The sequence below is a fragment of the Acidobacterium capsulatum ATCC 51196 genome (assembly GCF_000022565.1).
In the GTDB taxonomy this organism is placed as follows: Bacteria; Acidobacteriota; Terriglobia; order Terriglobales; family Acidobacteriaceae; genus Acidobacterium; species Acidobacterium capsulatum.
This window is the reverse complement of record NC_012483.1, coordinates 3,598,507-3,614,933: the sequence shown is the minus strand read 5'-3', so window position 1 is coordinate 3,614,933 and position 16,427 is coordinate 3,598,507. Positions and strand designations below refer to the sequence as shown.

General features: G+C 61.3%; 14 protein-coding genes. 7 read left to right on the top strand and 7 right to left on the bottom strand.

Going from position 1 to position 16,427, the window contains the following annotated elements:
- Position 1: 1 nt before the first annotated feature.
- From ACP_RS14840 to ACP_RS14830, 3 genes are read right to left on the bottom strand one after another with little or no spacing between them, the layout of a single operon-like run.
- Complete coding sequence (locus ACP_RS14840; RefSeq protein ID WP_015898172.1) at positions 2–382, bottom strand: EVE domain-containing protein; 381 nt, start codon at positions 380–382, stop codon at positions 2–4.
- A 7-nt stretch (positions 383–389) separates the two neighbouring features.
- Positions 390–1,394: a 3'-5' exoribonuclease YhaM family protein gene (locus ACP_RS14835; protein WP_238525580.1), complete on the bottom strand. Its 1,005-nt coding sequence runs from the start codon at positions 1,392–1,394 to the stop codon at positions 390–392.
- Between the two features lie 36 nt (positions 1,395–1,430).
- Positions 1,431–3,161, bottom strand: a complete 1,731-nt coding sequence (locus ACP_RS14830) for a peptidylprolyl isomerase (RefSeq protein ID WP_052294839.1) — start codon at positions 3,159–3,161, stop codon at positions 1,431–1,433.
- 227 nt (positions 3,162–3,388) lie between these two features.
- On the opposite strand from ACP_RS14830, the gene ACP_RS14825 reads away from it, so the two are divergent.
- A complete protein-coding gene (locus ACP_RS14825; RefSeq protein ID WP_015898169.1) occupies positions 3,389–5,026 on the top strand; it encodes a S41 family peptidase in 1,638 nt (545 codons plus the stop codon).
- Between the two features lie 228 nt (positions 5,027–5,254).
- On the opposite strand, the gene ACP_RS14820 is transcribed toward ACP_RS14825, so the two are convergent.
- Positions 5,255–6,187 carry an IS481-like element ISAcp2 family transposase gene (locus ACP_RS14820; RefSeq protein WP_012680514.1) on the bottom strand — a complete coding sequence of 311 codons (933 nt, stop codon included), beginning with the start codon at positions 6,185–6,187 and terminating at the stop codon, positions 5,255–5,257.
- A gap of 464 nt (positions 6,188–6,651) precedes the next feature.
- Here ACP_RS14820 and ACP_RS17475 point away from each other — a divergent pair, with 464 nt between their 5' ends.
- Positions 6,652–7,137 carry a GNAT family N-acetyltransferase gene (locus tag ACP_RS17475; RefSeq protein ID WP_015898168.1) on the top strand — a complete coding sequence of 162 codons (486 nt, stop codon included), beginning with the start codon at positions 6,652–6,654 and terminating at the stop codon, positions 7,135–7,137.
- Between the two features lie 472 nt (positions 7,138–7,609).
- Here the strand turns inward: ACP_RS17475 and ACP_RS14810 are convergent, their stop codons facing one another.
- Both ACP_RS14810 and ACP_RS14805 read right to left on the bottom strand, forming a co-directional pair.
- Positions 7,610–9,796, bottom strand: a complete 2,187-nt coding sequence (locus ACP_RS14810; protein ID WP_015898167.1) for a PP2C family protein-serine/threonine phosphatase — start codon at positions 9,794–9,796, stop codon at positions 7,610–7,612.
- Positions 9,797–10,042: 246 nt separating this feature from the next.
- Complete coding sequence (locus ACP_RS14805; protein ID WP_238525579.1) at positions 10,043–11,044, bottom strand: YihY/virulence factor BrkB family protein; 1,002 nt, start codon at positions 11,042–11,044, stop codon at positions 10,043–10,045.
- A 346-nt stretch (positions 11,045–11,390) separates the two neighbouring features.
- On the opposite strand from ACP_RS14805, the gene ACP_RS14800 reads away from it, so the two are divergent.
- Positions 11,391–11,597 (top strand): cold-shock protein, encoded by a 207-nt coding sequence (locus tag ACP_RS14800; protein WP_041839627.1) that lies wholly within the window; start codon positions 11,391–11,393, stop codon positions 11,595–11,597.
- Positions 11,598–11,639: 42 nt separating this feature from the next.
- Here ACP_RS14800 and queG read toward each other — a convergent pair whose 3' ends face one another.
- Complete coding sequence (gene queG / locus ACP_RS14795; RefSeq protein WP_015898164.1) at positions 11,640–12,830, bottom strand: tRNA epoxyqueuosine(34) reductase QueG; 1,191 nt, start codon at positions 12,828–12,830, stop codon at positions 11,640–11,642.
- A gap of 136 nt (positions 12,831–12,966) precedes the next feature.
- Between queG and ACP_RS14790 the strand changes: the two genes are divergently transcribed.
- The 4 genes from ACP_RS14790 (at position 12,967) to ACP_RS14775 (ending at position 16,411) form a co-directional block, all read left to right on the top strand.
- Positions 12,967–13,917 carry a UDP-glucuronic acid decarboxylase family protein gene (locus ACP_RS14790; protein ID WP_015898162.1) on the top strand — a complete coding sequence of 317 codons (951 nt, stop codon included), beginning with the start codon at positions 12,967–12,969 and terminating at the stop codon, positions 13,915–13,917.
- A 114-nt stretch (positions 13,918–14,031) separates the two neighbouring features.
- Entirely contained in the window at positions 14,032–14,559 is a 528-nt protein-coding gene (locus tag ACP_RS14785) for a type IV pilin protein (protein ID WP_238525578.1), read from the top strand.
- Complete coding sequence (locus tag ACP_RS14780) at positions 14,559–15,239, top strand: LolA family protein (RefSeq protein WP_015898160.1); 681 nt, start codon at positions 14,559–14,561, stop codon at positions 15,237–15,239. Before ACP_RS14785 ends, ACP_RS14780 begins: the two co-directional genes overlap by 1 nt.
- 110 nt (positions 15,240–15,349) lie before the next feature.
- Positions 15,350–16,411: a WD40/YVTN/BNR-like repeat-containing protein gene (locus ACP_RS14775; RefSeq protein WP_015898159.1), complete on the top strand. Its 1,062-nt coding sequence runs from the start codon at positions 15,350–15,352 to the stop codon at positions 16,409–16,411.
- Positions 16,412–16,427: the final 16 nt, after the last annotated feature.

Below are 16,427 nucleotides of genomic sequence, written 5' to 3'. Positions count from 1 at the left end.
ACTACTGGCCCGCGATCCACTCATACTGCGCCGCCGTCAGCGGCACCACTCCAAGGCGGCCCTGCCGCACCAGCGGAGACTCCGCAAACAGCTTCATCTCTTTCATCCCCGCAAGCGTGCGCGGCGTCTTCAGCTTCTTCACAAAGCGAATCCGCACTTCCGGCACCTTCGGATTCTCCGCATTCACGGCCACGCACTTGGCCAGCCCGGTCGCGCGCTTCTCGCCGCTCGTGTGGTAGATCACCAGCATCTCGCCAATCGGCATGCGCGCCAGGTAGCCCACCGCCTGCGGATTCCCCACCCCGTCCCAGATCGTCTCGCGGTCGCGCTCCAGGTCGTCAATCGAATACACATCGGGCTCAGTCTTCAAAAGGTAAGGCATCCATCTCTCACGTACCGGCGTCGGTATCCTCGCTCGCAGTCGGCTTCTCCGCCGTGGCCAGATAGGCCCGCGTATTCAACAGCGGCCGCTCCATTGACCGCACCCATTCGGTCATCTCCGCCGCATCCCGGCCACTCGCCGCAGCGCGCGCAAACTCGTTCGTCACCGTCTGCATCTTCGCATCGAGGTCATCCAGATAGTGCAGCAGAATCGCTTCCGGAATCATCGGCAGCTTCGGCGACCCATATTCATACCGGCCATGGTGGCTCAGAATCATGTGCTCCACCAGCACGCGCTTCTCTGCCGGAAAATCCCCCAGCTCCGCAATCTTCCGCTCTACCATGTTCACGCCCATGGTGATGTGGCCCAGCAACTGTCCCGGCAGCGTGTAGTCAAAGCTCATGCCCCAGCGCAGCTCGGCCAGCTTGCCAATGTCGTGCAGCATGGCGCCCGTCAGCACCAGGTCGCGATGAATCCCAGGATAGTAGCTCGCCACGCGGTCGCACAGCCCCACCAGCGACACAATGTGCTCCAGCAGCCCGCCAATCCACGCATGATGCATGCTCTTCGCTGCCGGAGCCTCCCGCAGCGCGCCGCCAATCTCCGCGTCATTCAGAAAGGCCCGCACCAGCCGTTGCAGATCGGCGTCGGTAAAGCTGGCCACCCAGCTCTCCAGCTCCTGCCACAGCTCGTTCACATCGCGCTCGGTCGCCCTCACAAAATCCGCCAGTGTGAACTCATTCGGCTCAGCCTTGCGGATTTGTGAAAGTGTGAGTTGCAATTTATCGCGATAGCGGCCCACCTGCCCGCGAACCTTCACCACGTCGCCTTGCGAAAACTCGCCGCGGCAATCGGTCATGTCCCACAGAAGGGCCTCAACCTGCCCGGTACTGTCGGCCAGCACCAGCGCCAGATAAGGCGCGCCATCCTTCTTATTGCGCACGCTCTTCTGCGAGGCACAGAAAAAGCCGGTGATCGACTGATTCTCATACCGCGCGAGATCGGCGATCATCGGCTCTTTCATAACAGGCCCGTTCTATTGAATTTCCTACTGCTGCGGCTGGCTGCTTCCGCTGTCTGAAGTCGAAGTCCCAGTGGTTGAGGAAGGCTGCGTCTGCTGCTGCGCGGCCTTCTTCTGCTCCTGGTCCTTCTTCAACTGCACCTTGGAGTAGCGGCGCTTCGGCCCTCCCCGCAACGGATGCGTCTTCTTCTTTTTCTTGTCCGTGTTTCCTTCAAGACCCAGCGAGGACTGCTGCTCCTTCATCGTGGCCTCGGCCGCCGTGCCCACCACCGCCGCCGGATGATGGTCATCCACCTTCTTCGCACGGTGTTCGTTGGACTTGCTGCCAAAACGCTTCTTCGCGGCATTGCCGGTGGCCGCCGGTTGCGTCGCATCGGCATTGGCCTCAGCACCGTTGCCGGTATCGGCTCCTTCCGGCTGCTGCCCCAGTGCCGGCGGCAGGTTCTCGCGCGGAGCCTGCCCGAAACGAATCTTTTCCTTCTTGCCCGGCTTCTGAATGCCCGCGCGCTCCTTGCGGCGCTCGCGGCGCAGCTTGCGGCTTTCCTTTGTGGAGGTCTGCGCGCTCGCCTCTTCCGTCTTTGCCTTCTTCTTCACACGATAGTGGCGGCCGCGATGATACGCGTCGTAGCGCACGCGCGTCATGTGAGCCTTCTTCTTCTTGCCTGAGGGCGGCACATACGCGCTATAGATGGGCTTCATCTCATTCGGCGTCGCGCCTGCATCGGTGTAGCCCGGCCGAATATCAATATAAGACTCATTGCGCAGCTTGGTCAGATAAGCGCGCAACGCCGGCTGCATCTTGTTGTAGCCGACCGCATTCTCAATCTGCGTCTCCACCTGGTTCATCGGGGCGAGACCCGCATCCTGGTGATGCGTCACTTCGAGAATGATCCACCCCTGCTTGGTCTGAATCGGCTCGGTAAACTGCCCCTTCTTCAGCGGAAACGTCGCGTTCTCGAGCTCAGGAGCAAGCTGCCCCTTCTGAAAGTCGCCCAGGTCGCCGCCCTGCGGCGCCGTGGGCCCCGTGGAATCGCTCTTCGCCAGCTTGGCAAAATCGCCGCCCGCTTTCAATTGGGCTTCAATGCCATCGGCCTTCTTCTTCGCCTCGGCCACCTGCGCAGCATCATCCGGGTTCGGCGTCGGAATCAGAATTTCGCTCAACCGCACCTCTTCGGGCCGGTCAAACTCCTTCTTATGCTGGTCGTAGTACTTCTGAATCTCATCAGGAGAAATGCGGATCGTCGGCGCTACCTTCTGCCGGATCACCGTCTGCGTGATGATGTTGTTCCGGATCTGCTGCTTGAAGTCCTGCCAGGAGAGCCCCTGCGATTCCACCGCCTGCTGCAGGGCCGTCATCGAGTCCAGGTGGTTCTGCTTGCGGATCGCGTCCAGCCGCTCCACCAGTTGGTCTTCGCCGGTGATGCCCAACTGCTTGCCCTTGGCCAGCAGCAGTTGCTGGTCAATCAGGTTGCGCAGCAGGTCTTTCTTCTCGCGGTCCAGTTCGGCCTGAGACATGTTCTGCTGCTGCGCCTGCTGCTTCAGGTCCTGCTCGGCGCGCTCGTAGTCCGAGGTGTCAATCACCTGATCGTCAACGCGGGCCACAATCTGCTCGACCACTGTCCCCGGATAAGGCAGGCCATTGGCCTGCTGCGAGGAAGCGTCGCCCTGTTTATTGGTGCTTTGGCCATGGAGCGGCATGACGGCGATGGCCAGCGTTGCAACCATCAGCGTCCGGAACGGAAAGGATCGAAGCATCATCACTCTGAACGTCTCAAGGATCGCGCCCGCCCGCATCCCGCGTCGAAAACAAGACCCAGCATGTCAGGCAGCGCTTCTCCAGATACTAAATGCGCGACTCCACGAACGCCAAGGAAACTCCAAAACCAATTCCCCCTGCTCCGGCCGATCCCCGCGTCCGTACAGGCCGAATGCTATACTCCTGATATTGCGGCCCCTACTCAGGGACCGAAGGACTCCGGATCCGAATGTCTTCTTCCGCGCGCCGTACCGCCTTCTCCCTTGTCGTTTTTTTCGCTGTCTGCGGTCTCGCGGGCCTGTTGATCAACCAGAAGGTCGGCGCCCAGACAGAGGACGACGCCTCCAGCTTCCGGGCCGGGCTCAAAGACTTCAGCAGCGTCTATCAGGTGGTCGCCGAAAACTACGCCACCCCGCTCACCGGCAAGCTCCCCGGCCGCGCAATTTACGACGGCGCCATTCCCGGCATGCTGCGCACCCTCGATCCCCACTCCAATTTCTTTGATCCCAAGGCCTTCGCCGCCATGCGCGAAGAGCAGCACGGCCGCTACTACGGCGTGGGCATGCTCATTCAGCCGCAGTTGATTCAGGGGCAGGAGCGCATCGTCGTCGTCCATCCCATGGCGGGCTCCCCGGCCATGAAGGCCGGCATCAAGCCCGGCGACATCATCGACACCATTCAGGGCGGCACCACCAAGGGCATGACCTCCGCCGACGTGGCCAATCATCTCAAGGGAGCCAAGGGCACCAGCGTCAAGGTCACCATGATCCGCGACGGCTTTGACAAGCCGCTCACCTTTACTCTGGTCCGCGACGAAATCCCCAACCCCAGCATTGATGTCGCCTACATGATCCGCCCCGGCATCGGCTACATTCACATCACCCAGTTCCAGGAGACGACCGGCCAGGAATTCGACGACACCATGAACAGCTTCCAGAACCTCAAGGGTCTGGTGCTCGATCTGCGCGGCAACCCCGGCGGCGTCCTCGTCGATGCCGTGGCTGTCTGTAACCGTCTGCTCAAGCGCGGTCAAATCATCGTCTCCCAGCGCGGACGCGCCTATCCTGAGCAGATTTACCGCGCCACCCAGGGCAACGGCGGCACGCACTTCCCCATCGTCGTGCTGGTCAATCACAACACCGCCTCCGCGGCTGAGATCGTCAGCGGCGCGCTGCAGGACCACGACCGCGCCCTCATCGCCGGCGAAACCACCTTCGGCAAGGGCCTCGTCCAGACCGTCTATCCGCTCTCTGACGGCACCGGCCTCACCCTCACCACCTACCACTACTTCACGCCCAGCGGACGCCTCATCCAGCGCAACTACAAGGGCGTCTCGCTCTACGACTACTACTACGATCACGACACGCCCGAGAGCACCAAGGACCGCAAGGTCTATCTCACCGATTCAGGCCGCACGGTCTATGGCGGCGGCGGCATCACGCCTGACGTGAAGCTCACCCCCGAGAAGTACAACGACTTCCAGACCCTCCTGCTGGCCCATTACGTCTTCACGCGCTTTGCTGACAATTACATGGCGCACCGCACCGTGGCCAAAGACTTCCAGGTCAACGACGAAGTCATGACCGCCTTTGAGAACTACCTCAAATCGCGCCAGATTGACTTCACCGCCGCCAACATCAATGGCGTCCTGCCCTGGATCAAGGCGAGCATTCAGGATCAGATCCTCACCTACCAGTTCAACGCCGCCGCCGGCGACGAGGCCATCGACAACTGGGACCCCGAAATTCAGTCCGCCATTGACCTCATGCCCAAGGCCGAAGCCCTAGAAGAGAACGCCATCAAGGCCGACGCCGCCAAAATGGCCTCGAACAGCACGCCCGCGACTCCGGCTCACACCGCATCCTAGCCGGTCCGCACCGCAAACCTCTCTCACGTAAGGGGCACCCTCAAACAACGGGTGCCCCACGTCCATCTATCCGGACGCGGAATCCCTCCCCTCAATCCTTCTCGCAGTCATCCCGGCAATATTGCCCCGACCCAAGCGATCACCTTAACCGTTATCCTCGGTCATCCAAAGCGACACCCATCCCCTGTCATCCCGCCCAAACGAAGCGAACCGGGTGCCTGTAGAAGGTCAAGAGGTTGTTCCTTCTTGGGATCGGCTGCTTGGCGGTTTGTAGTTGAGGCTACCATGAGGTCTTTCGTGGTTGTAGTAGTGGATCCAGGACTGCAAGTGTTGATCTCTCTGGCTGGAGTCGGTCCAGTGTTTGGCGTAAGCCCATTCGCGCATGGCTGTCTGGATGAAGCGCTCGGCCTTGCCGTTGGTTCTGGGGGTATAGGGCCGAGTGCGGCTGTGTTTGATGGCCATCTGCTGGCAAGCCTGACGGAACTGGCGAGAGCGGTAGCTGCTGCCGTTGTCGGTCAGCAGCGCGCGGATGCCGATACCATGGCTGGCGAAAAACTCAACCGCCGCGTGCAGAAAACCGATCGTGGTTTCCGCCTTCTGATCGGCCAGCATCTGGGCGAAGACCATGCGCGAGTGATCGTCGACGGCCACATGCAGAGCCAAAAAGCCCGGGTGTTCCTTCTTGCCCCGCAGCCTGCCGTCGCCGCGCAGCGAGACCTCGCCGAAGCGCGTCATGCCTTTGATGTCCAGATGCAGCAAGTCGCCTGGAGCGGCATGCTCATAGCGAACCACCGGCGGAGGCGGGTTCAGATCGCGCCATCGGCTCAGCCGCGCGCGCCGCAAAATACGGCTCACCGAAGACACGCTCACAGCGCTGCGCCGGGCGATCTGATACCCCGGCATGTAACCCCGCCGTAGCTCAATCACACTCAGCCGCAACGCCTCCGGCAAGCGCCGCGGGCTGCGATGCGGACGCGAGCTGCGGTCCCGCAAGCCATCCGAACCCTCGGCGCGATACCGGCGCACCCATTTGCCGGCCGTCTTTGCGCTCACGTTGAAGCTGGCCGCGGCCAGCTTCAACGTGCACCCGGTACAAATAACTTTTCTCGCCAACTGCTCTCGACTGTAAGGCGTTAGACGAGCATTCTGGTGAATGTCCATTCGATCTCTCCGAAGACTCTGCTTGTTCGCCACAAACAGCTTCTCCGCGAAATTTCGAATGGACAACCTCTTGAAACATCACAGGTGCCCCACATCTCAAAGAGATGTGGGTGAAAAGCTCAATCAATCGAAGCCTCTTGTATCAGGGCACGGCTTTAGCCCTTGTTGAAAGGTACGGGCTTTAGCCCGTACATCCCAACCCGCCAAAGATCCAGGGCTTTAGCCCCTGAGGGAAAGCCGCGACAAAGATGGCGTCATTCTGAGCGCAGCGAAGAATCCCGGTAATTTCCCGGCACCCAAACGCCGCCCGAAGTTTCTCCCACCATGTCCGCCCTCTTTGTCATTCCGCCCAAAGCACCGCCGGCTACAGCCCTTCCGCGAGCGAACCGGCGAGGGTTTCCCCTGCTATTACAACCACTTGCAGCCAATCGCTCCATGCAATACCTTATGGGTAATACTCCCCTATGACTGACCTGCGATTTGCCACGGAATCAGATCTCCCTGTGCTCACGGCGCTCATCAACCGGGCCTTTGCCGTCGAAAGCTTCTTCAAGTTCAGCGAGCGTCTCAATCCCGAACAGACACGCGCCTACTTTGAGAGCGGCCAATTCCTCCTCTCCGAAAAAAACGGAGAAATCCACGGCTGCGTCTTTGTCGAAATCAAGGCCGACCGCGGCTACTTCGGCCTGCTGGCCGTCGATCCCGCCCATCAGAGAACCGGGCTCGGGGCGCGCCTGGTCGCCGCCGCCGAGGAGTACGCCCGCGAGCGCGGCGCGCTCCACATGGACATGACCATCGTGAACCTGCGCGAAGAACTGCCTGCCTACTACGAAAAGCTCGGCTACCGGGCCTGCGGCACCGAAGACATTCCCCCCGAAGTCATCGGCCCCATCAAGCAGCGCTGCCACTTCATCCGCTACACCAAGCCCCTCGGCAAAGCCCGCGAATAGCGAAGAGGTTTGCCCCGCCACAAGCCCTTCGGGTGCCGGGGTCCAGGCTCCGCTCGGGCGGGGTCTGCCCCCTCCCACCCATTCCGGCGCGCGCCCCACGCCTCAATCCGGCATGAGCGAAAACGCGCCTGAAACCCCTGCCGGAAATACCATCGATTCGCGCTATCCTATAGACAGGGCATAGGTTAGCGGAACGCACTTTCCACCCTGCTCCACAATGTGAATCCATATTCACATTTTTCGCGACCGCAACATGCCTGTTTTCTTACATTTGCCCCATCATCCAGATTTCCGCTATCTCCTCTAAAGAAAAAACAGGCTAAAAGCGAATGCGCGTTCACATTCACTCAAAGACGAGCCTAAATCTCTGATATAAATGCCCTTAAGCGCCAGCAGAAAACCCGCACAAGCTTTAGTGCCGCAAAAATGTGATTTCTAATTCACATTTTTGCGCAACAGAACACAGCCATCTTCAGGCTTCCATCCGGCCCGCGCGCGCCAGCACCAGGGTAATGTCGTCGGGCTGCTCCTGCACTCCGATCCAGTTCCGCAGCGCCTGCATCACCTGGCCTGAGATCACCTCCAGCGGCAGATGCCGGTGCCGCCGCACCACGTCCACCAGCCGCTCCTCGCCAAAGTCGCCGAACTCGTTCTCCGGCTCCGTCACCCCGTCGGAGTAGGCAATCAGAATGTCGCCCGCATGCATCTGCATCGAGTCCTGCTCGTAGACCATGTTGTCCAGCAGGCCCACCACTGTGCCGCCACGGTCCAGCCGCTCCACTGCCCCGTTGGCGCGCAGCAGCAGCGGAGGCAGTTGCCCCCCGTTCGAGTACGTCAGCCGGCTGGCATCGGCATCGAAGTGCGCCAGAAACAGCGTCGCGTACTTCTCCGGCTGCGTGCTGCGGTAGAGGTGCCGGTTGAGCAGGCTCAGAATCTTGGCCGGCTCCTCAAACAGCTCGCCGCACTCAATCTCCTGCTCGCCATTGGCCGTCCGTCCGCCCGTGGCCAGTGCCACCGTGCCGGCCGAGATCAGCTCCTCGCCCGCAAACCGGTAGGCCCGCACCGCCGAGTGCAGCGAGGCCATCAGCAGCGCTGCCGAAATGCCCTTGCCGCTGATGTCGCCCAGCGCCAGCCCCAGCGCATCGTCGCCCAGTTGCAGAAAGTCGTAGTAGTCTCCGCTGACCGTGCGCGCTGGCAGGCAAAAACCATGCACTTCCAGCGAGGCCAGCCGCACATTGCCTTGCGGAAACAGGTTCGCCTGCACCTCCTGCGCAATGGCCAGCTCGCTCTGCAACCGCTGCTTCTCGCGCTGCTCCTCGAGCAGCCGCGCCAGCGAAGCCGTCATCACGTTGAAGGACTGGCTCAGCGCCGCCAACTGGTCGCGCCGCTTGACCTGAATGCGATGCTCAAAGTCGCCATGATCAATCGCTTCGGTCGCCGCATACAGGTCCCGAATCGACTGCGTGATGGTCGTATTCAGCCGCACCGCGCCGTAGAAAGCGACCAATTCCAGCAGCCCGAAGAGCACCGCGATGCCGATCAGCACGTCGCGCACCACCGAGCCCATCGTGTTCGAAGCATTCAGCAGTTGCTGATAGTTGAAGAGCCGCGCATACAAAAGCGAGGGCCGCGACTGCATCGTCAGGTTCGCGCCATGCGCATGCAGGTTGCCCGTCGCCCAGTCCGTCGCCGCCAGCGGCCCGTAAAATGCTACGGGAATGTCATAGAAATGCTGCTTGGCTGGCAGTTGGCCGCCTACGATGGCGTCATGCGGCACATCCATGCTGGCCGCGGGCTTTCCATGCGCCGGCGGCTCTCCCACCACCCTCACATGAATGCCGCCGTCTTTAGGATCATTCAACTCGGTCCCGCGGCTCGGCCAGATCATCGCCGAGCCCAACCCCGCCGCAATGCGGTCCACCTCCGCATCTTCGAGCGGCATGCTGCTCACCACCGTCACCCGGTGCCCAGCCGCCATGGCTGTATCCACCGCGCGCAGGTAAAGCTGATCATGGTCGAGCACCAGCCCTTGAAAGGGCGCAGACCCCACCCACTTCGGCAAAGTCTGCAGATCGCTGGCATTCAGGCTCGCAGGCTGCAGGGCCTCATGGTTGCCATCCACAAACACGGCCAGCCGCGTATCGGCGAACTCACCCGCCGCCAGCAGGTCTTTCGCCTCCGGCAATGAAATCGTCTTGGAAACCTTGCCGGCCGTCAGCGAGTTGGCCACGTGCATGGCAAATACCTGGTTCTGCGCAGCCAGCTTCATCAGTTCTGCGTTGCTCTCCGCATTCCCGGCAAAAATGGCAAACTGGCCCGAGAACATATAAAGCGCAATCGCCGCCAGCGTCACAAACAGCACCACCGGAGCCAGCCCCATCAGCAGATAGGTCAATATCAGCCGGTTGCGCACCTTCCACAGGAAATGCCCGAATATCCAGCGCAGAAACAGAATCAGGCAGAGCGGAATCAGCGCCAGCAGCGCAATGTCGGCCACCAGCGTACACGTGTCCCCCCAGCTTCCGGGCAAGAGGCTCAGCAGCCCGAACGCCAGGTAAACCAGAAACAGCCAGAAGGCGCCGCGATGCACCTTCCCCGTCGGGGAGGGCCGCCGCAGTTTCCCAAAAACCAGCGTTTCAAAATTCCTGATTCGGCTCATTTTGTAGCCTGAGTGTAAAGCAATTGCACAGCATTTGAGACTCTGGAATTTCCGGTGGGCCGCGCGAAGGTAAACCCTCCGCTCATAAAGACGCTTTCAGCTTACCCGAGCCGCGCCTCGCCGCGCGGACAAACAATGAGCCCCCCAGGCAAATCGCTGTACGAGATCCACGCACCGCCGCGCCGCTCTTTTCTGCTGCTGACGGGCATGCGCCTCGTAGCGCTGGCCCACACTTCACGCAGCTTCTCAGTGCGCCGCGGCCTCTTCCATGGCCTCTTTGCGGTCTTCTTCACGCACCACTTGAAGTGCGTGGCGCGTTGCGCAGGAGTGCGCGCCGCCCAGCAGCAGCAGGCCGGTCAGAAAGGCCCACATCATCAGCGTGACCGACACGGCAAACGGGCCATAGGCCGAGCGCAGATCGAGCCACGGCAGCAGCATCACATACAGTTCTTTCGCTCCGTCCCACAGCAGCCCGGTCACAATGGCCGTCGGCAGCACCACCCGCACCGGCAGTTTGCGGTTGGGCAGCACCCAATAAACGAGAAAGAAGATCGACACGCTCAGGAAAGCCGCCGTGATGCCCAGAAAGAAGTGCGCAATGCCGTTGAAGATGAAGTTATGCGTATGCCCAAAGAAGACGAACGCGAGCACCGTGTTCTGTGCCGCCGTAAAGGCCACCGAGACCACGGCCAGCAGGCCCACCGCCATGGCAAGGCCCAGAGAGATGACCTGATTCACCACGTAGGAGCGGCTCTTCTTCACGCCCCACACCTGGTTGAGCGCGACCTCGAGCGGCAGAAAGACGCTCGACGATGAGATCAGCAACATCACAATGGAGAAGACCTGCACCCGGCCTCGCGGGTGTACCAGCAGCGCCATGTTACGGACGACAAACTCCTGGTTAGCCGGCAAAAAATAGCTCACCATGTCGCCCACCACCGCCGTCATGGCCTGCGAGTGAAAGACCTGCCGCGACATCATGAACAACATCACGATGAAGGGAAAAAGCGACAGAATCGCATTCGCCGCCACGCTGAAGGCATAGGTATGCACTTCGGTGCGGGTGAGGTACTCGGCCAGCGACTTGACGTGAGGCCACCACTGGCTGGGCGGTGGAACCCGGGGCGCGAGCCGGCTGCGCGGAATCTTTTCGTCGTCAGACATAACTGGAAGCAGAGAGCCATCCCGGCGGAAAGCCGCCTGCGAGCCTGCTGGTTGGATGGTAGCAAAGCCCGCTTCTGGCACCATGACAGTTCCAAATGCCGTCCAGGCCCCGCGCGGCGTCACCCTTCCCCCGGCAGCCCTCCGGATTCACGGCTAACTCGCTTTTTTTGCCGGGATTTTGCATTTTTCTCTTGCTTTGGCCCCTCGATTCCTGCCATAACAAGGTCACGATCGACGCTACCTAGTAAGTAGACGTAGGTTCAGTAAGTTCGGAAGGCCGTCTTTGATGTATTGGTTTTTGGATGTTCTTTGTATCCGCCGAAAGGCGACCTAGCTGCCGGAATCCGCGCTACAGGCGCGAAGACGGTGGCTTTTGTCGTCTCAGGGGAAACGGGGAGCGGACTGGGCAATAAAAACAAGAGGAGTCCCTGTGAAAGAGAATGGCGTAGTCAAGTGGTTCAATGGCGCAAAAGGTTATGGTTTTATCCAGCGTTCGACCGGAGAAGATGTCTTCGTGCATTTCTCCGCGATTCAGGACTCCGGATACAAGACCCTCAATGAGGGCGAAGCAGTCGAGTTTGAGTGTCAGCAGGGTCCCAAGGGCCTGAATGCCGCCAACGTCGTCCGCGGATCCTAGGCTCCGGTTTCCCCACACCGTATCGCAAGTTCATGTTTCAGACTATGCGTCCGGAAGGTCCTGACGCAGATTCATCCCTGTCGATGAGTTCAGCGGCTTTTCGTTTTCTGAAAGGCCGCTTCTCTCGGCTCCCATCTGCACAATACGGTTGATCGCCCACTGGCTCGCCTCGGCCAGAGTCGCGTCACCGCTCCGGGCCCACGCCTGCAGGCGCGGCAAAAACGCTGCCTGCCCGCTGTTTCCCATCGCGATCGCCAGATTGCGCCGGAAGCCGCTGTAGCGCGTCCGCTTCACCGGCGACCCATAGAAATACCGTCCAAAAGCTGACTCATCCATCTCGGCCAGCCACGCCAGGGCCGGATTGATCAGCTCCCCGCGCGGCGCCAGTTCCTTGTCCGCTTGCTCCGGAACACGGCGGCGGCTGTTCCACGGACAGACATCCTGACAGATATCGCAGCCAAAGATCTGCCTTCCGATGCCCTCGCGCAACTCCAGCGGAACCTCGCCGCGATGCTCGATGGTGAGATAGCTGATGCAGCGGCTGGCATCCATCTGCCGGGGGGCGATGAGCGCGCCAGTGGGGCAGGCGTCGATGCAGCGCGTGCAGCTTCCGCAGCGGTCCGGGGCCAGCACTGCAGCGTCAGAAGCCGGAAGCTCCAGCGAGGTAAGAATCACGCCCAGAAAGAGCCATGAGCCGAGTTCCTGATTCAGCAGGCAGGTATTTTTCCCGATCCAGCCCAGCCCCGCATATTGCGCATACACGCGCTCCACCACCGGACCCGTATCCACATAGCAGCGGGCTTCAAACTCGCCAAACTCCTCGCTCATCCGTTCGCGGACGCGCTCCAGGCGTTTGAGCAGCACCTTGTGATAATCGGCGGGGCGGCCATGGCTTCCTGACCATGCGTAACGGGCGATCCAGCCCGAGCCTTCGGGCGCGGGGTCAGTGGAGTAGGGCGCCTCGCGGTTGTAATTCGTAACGCAGACGACGACCGAACGCGCCCAGGGCACGGCCTCGCGCAGAGAAGAGCGCACGAGACGCCCGGCCTCATTGCGGCGCTTCAGGTATTCCATGCTGCCGGCGTGGCCGGCAGCAATCCATTGTTCAAAGCGCGCTCGCTCGGTGCGATCCTCGTCGCTGCCGGGCGCGGGCACGGCTGCAACACCAGCACGGTCAAAGCCGGCTTCTTCGGCAAACTGCCCCACCCGCGATGGCCATGCCTCATGCCTCATGCCTCCTCATGCTAATGGATGACAGGCGAGGAATAATTCACATGGCCTGAGCCCACGCATGGTTGCCTCGCACGGATGCCTCCTCTACGATTGAAACTGAAATCGATCATCTTGGAACCACAGGGAACCCAACCACATGCGCATATTGATCACCGGAGCCGCTGGCTTCCTGGGCTCGCATTTGACCGATGCACTTCTGTCTGACGGCCACACGGTCGTGGGCGTAGACAACCTTTGCACAGGCTCGCTGGCCAATTTGAAACACCTGGCCAACGAGAGCCGCTTTGAGTTCGTTCAGCAGGATATTGTCGAGCCTTTCGATGTAGGCAAAGTGGACTATGTTCTCAACTTTGCCTCCCCGGCCAGCCCGGTGGACTATGCGCGGCTGGGGCCGGAGACCCTGAGCGTGGGCTCGGACGGTACGCGGAACGCACTCGAAATTGCCCGCCGCTACGGCGCAAAGTTTCTGCATGCCTCAACGTCGGAGTGCTACGGCGATCCCACCGTCCATCCTCAAAAGGAAGACTACTGGGGCAATGTGAATCCCATCGGGCCGCGCTCGGTCTACGATGAAGCCAAGCGATTCTCAGAAGCGTTGACCATGGCCTATCACCGCTATTACGGGGTGGATACGCGGCTGGTGCGCATCTTTAATACCTATGGGCCTCGCCTGCAAAAGAACGATGGCCGCGTCATCTCCAACTTCATGGTGCAGGCGCTCAAGGGCGAAGACCTGACGGTGTACGGCGAGGGCAACCAGACGCGCAGCTTCTGCTATGTCTCCGATGAGGTGGAAGGCATTCTGCGTCTGGCCCACTCTGACGAACATCTGCCCACAAATATCGGGAACCCCTCGGAATGGACGATCCTGGAGTGCGCCAAAGCCGTGCTGCGGGTCACAGGCGCTGAGAGCAAGATTGTCTTTCGTCCGCTTCCTCAGGATGACCCCATGCAGCGCAAGCCGGACATCAGCAAGGCCAAGCGGATCCTGGGCTGGGAGCCGAAGGTGGACCTGGAGACCGGGCTGCGGTTGAGCCTGGAGTACTTCCGTGAGTCGCTGACGCCGATGGAGCCCCAGACAAGATAAGCAGATCGAAGAACATCTAAGGCTGAAAGAAATTGCGGTTTTCCTGCCGGATGAACGGTCTTCTGGCTCTGAGCGTCTGTATGTTTTAGGATTTTCACGTAGGAACGAGACCCCATGAAGCTGATGCCCCATCGCCCGGAAGTTCGACGCCCCTTCTCACCGGAAGGCGGTTTTACGCTCATGGAGCTGCTGATCGTCATCTCGATCATGCTGATCCTGATGCTGATCGCCATCCCGAACATGCTGAATATCCGGGCGCAGGCCAATGAGACCTCAGCTCTGCAGTCCCTGCACGCCGTGCAGGAAGCGGAAACACAGTATGAGGCGAACTATCCTCAGGATGGTTATGCCTGTTCTCTTGCAGCCCTCGGGGGCGAAGGCAAGTCGGGGCCGCCGAGCGCACAAGCCGCGCAACTGCTGCCCAATGACCTCGCCTCGGGCCAGAAGTCTGGGTACACGTTCAACATCGTCAACTGCACCAAGACGACCGTAAACGACCACGACATGATCACCAGCTATGAGGTCACCGCCGTGCCTCAGGCCGTCGGCAAGACGGGTCATCGCGGCTTCTGCCTCGACATGAGCGGCGAAATCAAGTCTGACCCCTCGGGCGGCACCAACTGCACGGTCCCGCTTCAGTAATGAGCATCAGGCTGCGCGGGCCGCTGGCCCGCATCCTCTGCTTTGCCGCCATCGCTTCCCTGACGGCGCTGCCCTTGCACGCCAGCGGGACGATGCCCGGCGTGAAGGAGTTGGCCGCGCGCGTAGACCAGCACTACAACCGGCTGCACTCGCTCGAAGTGGCCTTTGTTCAGAGCTACACCGGCATGGGCCTGCACAAGCGCGAGGCAGGAGCACTGCTGCTCAAGAAGCCCGGGCGCATGCGCTGGACCTACACCCAGCCGGACGGAAAGCTGTACGTGCTCGACGGCAAGTTCGGCTACTTCTACACCCCAGGGCAGACCGAGGCGCAGAAGGTTCCAGCCAAAAAGCTCGACGACCTGCAGTCGCCCCTGCGCTATCTGCTGGGGCATACCGAGCTGATGAGAGAGATGCCGAATCTGCACATCGCCGGCGAAGAAAACGGCGTTTACACGCTGCAGGGCGTACCGCGCGGCATGCAGAAGAGCATTGCGGGCGTAACGCTCAAGGTGACGGCCGACGGCTACATCCACCAGATTCGCGTGGCCCAAACTGATGGCATCGTGAATGAGCTGGACTTCTCCGGCGAAACCGACAACGTGCCCGCGCCCAGCTCGGCCTTTGTCTTTCATCCACCGGCCGGGGTGTATGTGGTGAACAGCCTGACGCCCATGGAGTGAAGGGCAGCTCTGAGCTGTTAGCTCTTAGCTCCCGGCCTGACTGTTCTGAATCGTGCTTCTGCCTCGCGCCGGAAGTTCTACGCGGCCCGGCCCTCCCGTATGATTCCTGCATGCTCGTGGTGCGCATCGCTGTCCTCTGCCTGATCTCTCTTCTGCTTCCTCTAACTGGTTGCGCGCAATCGGTCTGGACGCTCGAAGCCAGTGGCTCGGCGGCCAGCCTGCGCGGCATTCATGCGGTGAACAGCAAAGTCGCCTGGGCCAGCGGCTCGGGCGGGACCATTTTGCGCACCCTCGACGGCGGCCGGCATTGGACGACGTGCGCGACTCCGCCCGGCGCAGCGAAGCTCGACTTTCGCGCCATCTGGGCATGGAGCGCCCGGGACGCCATCGTCATGTCGAGCGGGCCGGGCGCGCTCTCGCAAATCTTCAAGACCAACGACGGCGGCAACCACTGGAAGCAGATGGCCGCAAACGCCAACCCGCAGGGCTTCTGGGATGCAATGGTCTTTGAGAGCCGCCGCAAGGGGTTTCTGCTCGGCGATCCGGTGAATGGACGCTTCGTGCTGCTGGCCACCACCGATGGCGGCCGCACCTGGAAGCGCACAACGAAGCGCTCAACAGCGCCCGGACTGGATGTTCACGACAACGCAGGCGGGGCCTTTGCCGCCAGCAATACCTCGCTCATGGCCGGGTCACACGAGCCGATGCTCTTCGGGGGTGGCGGAGCCTGGGTCTACCGCCAGACATCCTCCTACAAAACCGGGCAACGCTCATGGGCGTCGGTACAGGCTCCGCTGGCTCACGCGGGGCAAGCCGCAGGCGTCTTTTCGCTGGGCGCTCATGCGGGCACCATCGTAGCCGTGGGCGGGGACTACACCCGGCCCGCTGACTCCGCCGGCACCGCTGCCTGGTCGCGCGATGGCGGCCGCCACTGGACGGCCGCGCAGCATCCCCCGCACGGCTACCGCTCAGCCGTGGCCTGGGACACAGCCGCGCACGCCTGGATCACCGTGGGCACCAACGGAACAGACATCAGCTTCGATGGCGGCCAAAACTGGCAGCCGCTTGGCAACGGAAGCTGGAACGCCCTGAGCCTGCCCTTTGCCGTGGGCCCCAAAGGACGCATTGGAAAGCTGAATTCCGCGGCGCCGCCTCGCACGGCGGAGCATTGATCCTGTACCCGCAGCC

Coding starts and splice junctions, on each gene's coding strand:
- ACP_RS14840 (WP_015898172.1), bottom strand. CDS start 382: ATGCCTTACCTTTTGAAGACTGAGCCCGATGTGTATTCGATTGACGAC.
- ACP_RS14835 (WP_238525580.1), bottom strand. CDS start 1,394: ATGATCGCCGATCTCGCGCGGTATGAGAATCAGTCGATCACCGGCTTT.
- ACP_RS14830 (WP_052294839.1), bottom strand. CDS start 3,161: ATGATGCTTCGATCCTTTCCGTTCCGGACGCTGATGGTTGCAACGCTG.
- ACP_RS14825 (WP_015898169.1), top strand. CDS start 3,389: ATGTCTTCTTCCGCGCGCCGTACCGCCTTCTCCCTTGTCGTTTTTTTC.
- ACP_RS14820 (WP_012680514.1), bottom strand. CDS start 6,187: ATGGACATTCACCAGAATGCTCGTCTAACGCCTTACAGTCGAGAGCAG.
- ACP_RS17475 (WP_015898168.1), top strand. CDS start 6,652: ATGACTGACCTGCGATTTGCCACGGAATCAGATCTCCCTGTGCTCACG.
- ACP_RS14810 (WP_015898167.1), bottom strand. CDS start 9,796: ATGAGCCGAATCAGGAATTTTGAAACGCTGGTTTTTGGGAAACTGCGG.
- ACP_RS14805 (WP_238525579.1), bottom strand. CDS start 11,044: ATGGTGCCAGAAGCGGGCTTTGCTACCATCCAACCAGCAGGCTCGCAG.
- queG (WP_015898164.1), bottom strand. CDS start 12,830: ATGAGGCATGAGGCATGGCCATCGCGGGTGGGGCAGTTTGCCGAAGAA.
- ACP_RS14790 (WP_015898162.1), top strand. CDS start 12,967: ATGCGCATATTGATCACCGGAGCCGCTGGCTTCCTGGGCTCGCATTTG.
- ACP_RS14785 (WP_238525578.1), top strand. CDS start 14,032: ATGAAGCTGATGCCCCATCGCCCGGAAGTTCGACGCCCCTTCTCACCG.
- ACP_RS14780 (WP_015898160.1), top strand. CDS start 14,559: ATGAGCATCAGGCTGCGCGGGCCGCTGGCCCGCATCCTCTGCTTTGCC.
- ACP_RS14775 (WP_015898159.1), top strand. CDS start 15,350: ATGCTCGTGGTGCGCATCGCTGTCCTCTGCCTGATCTCTCTTCTGCTT.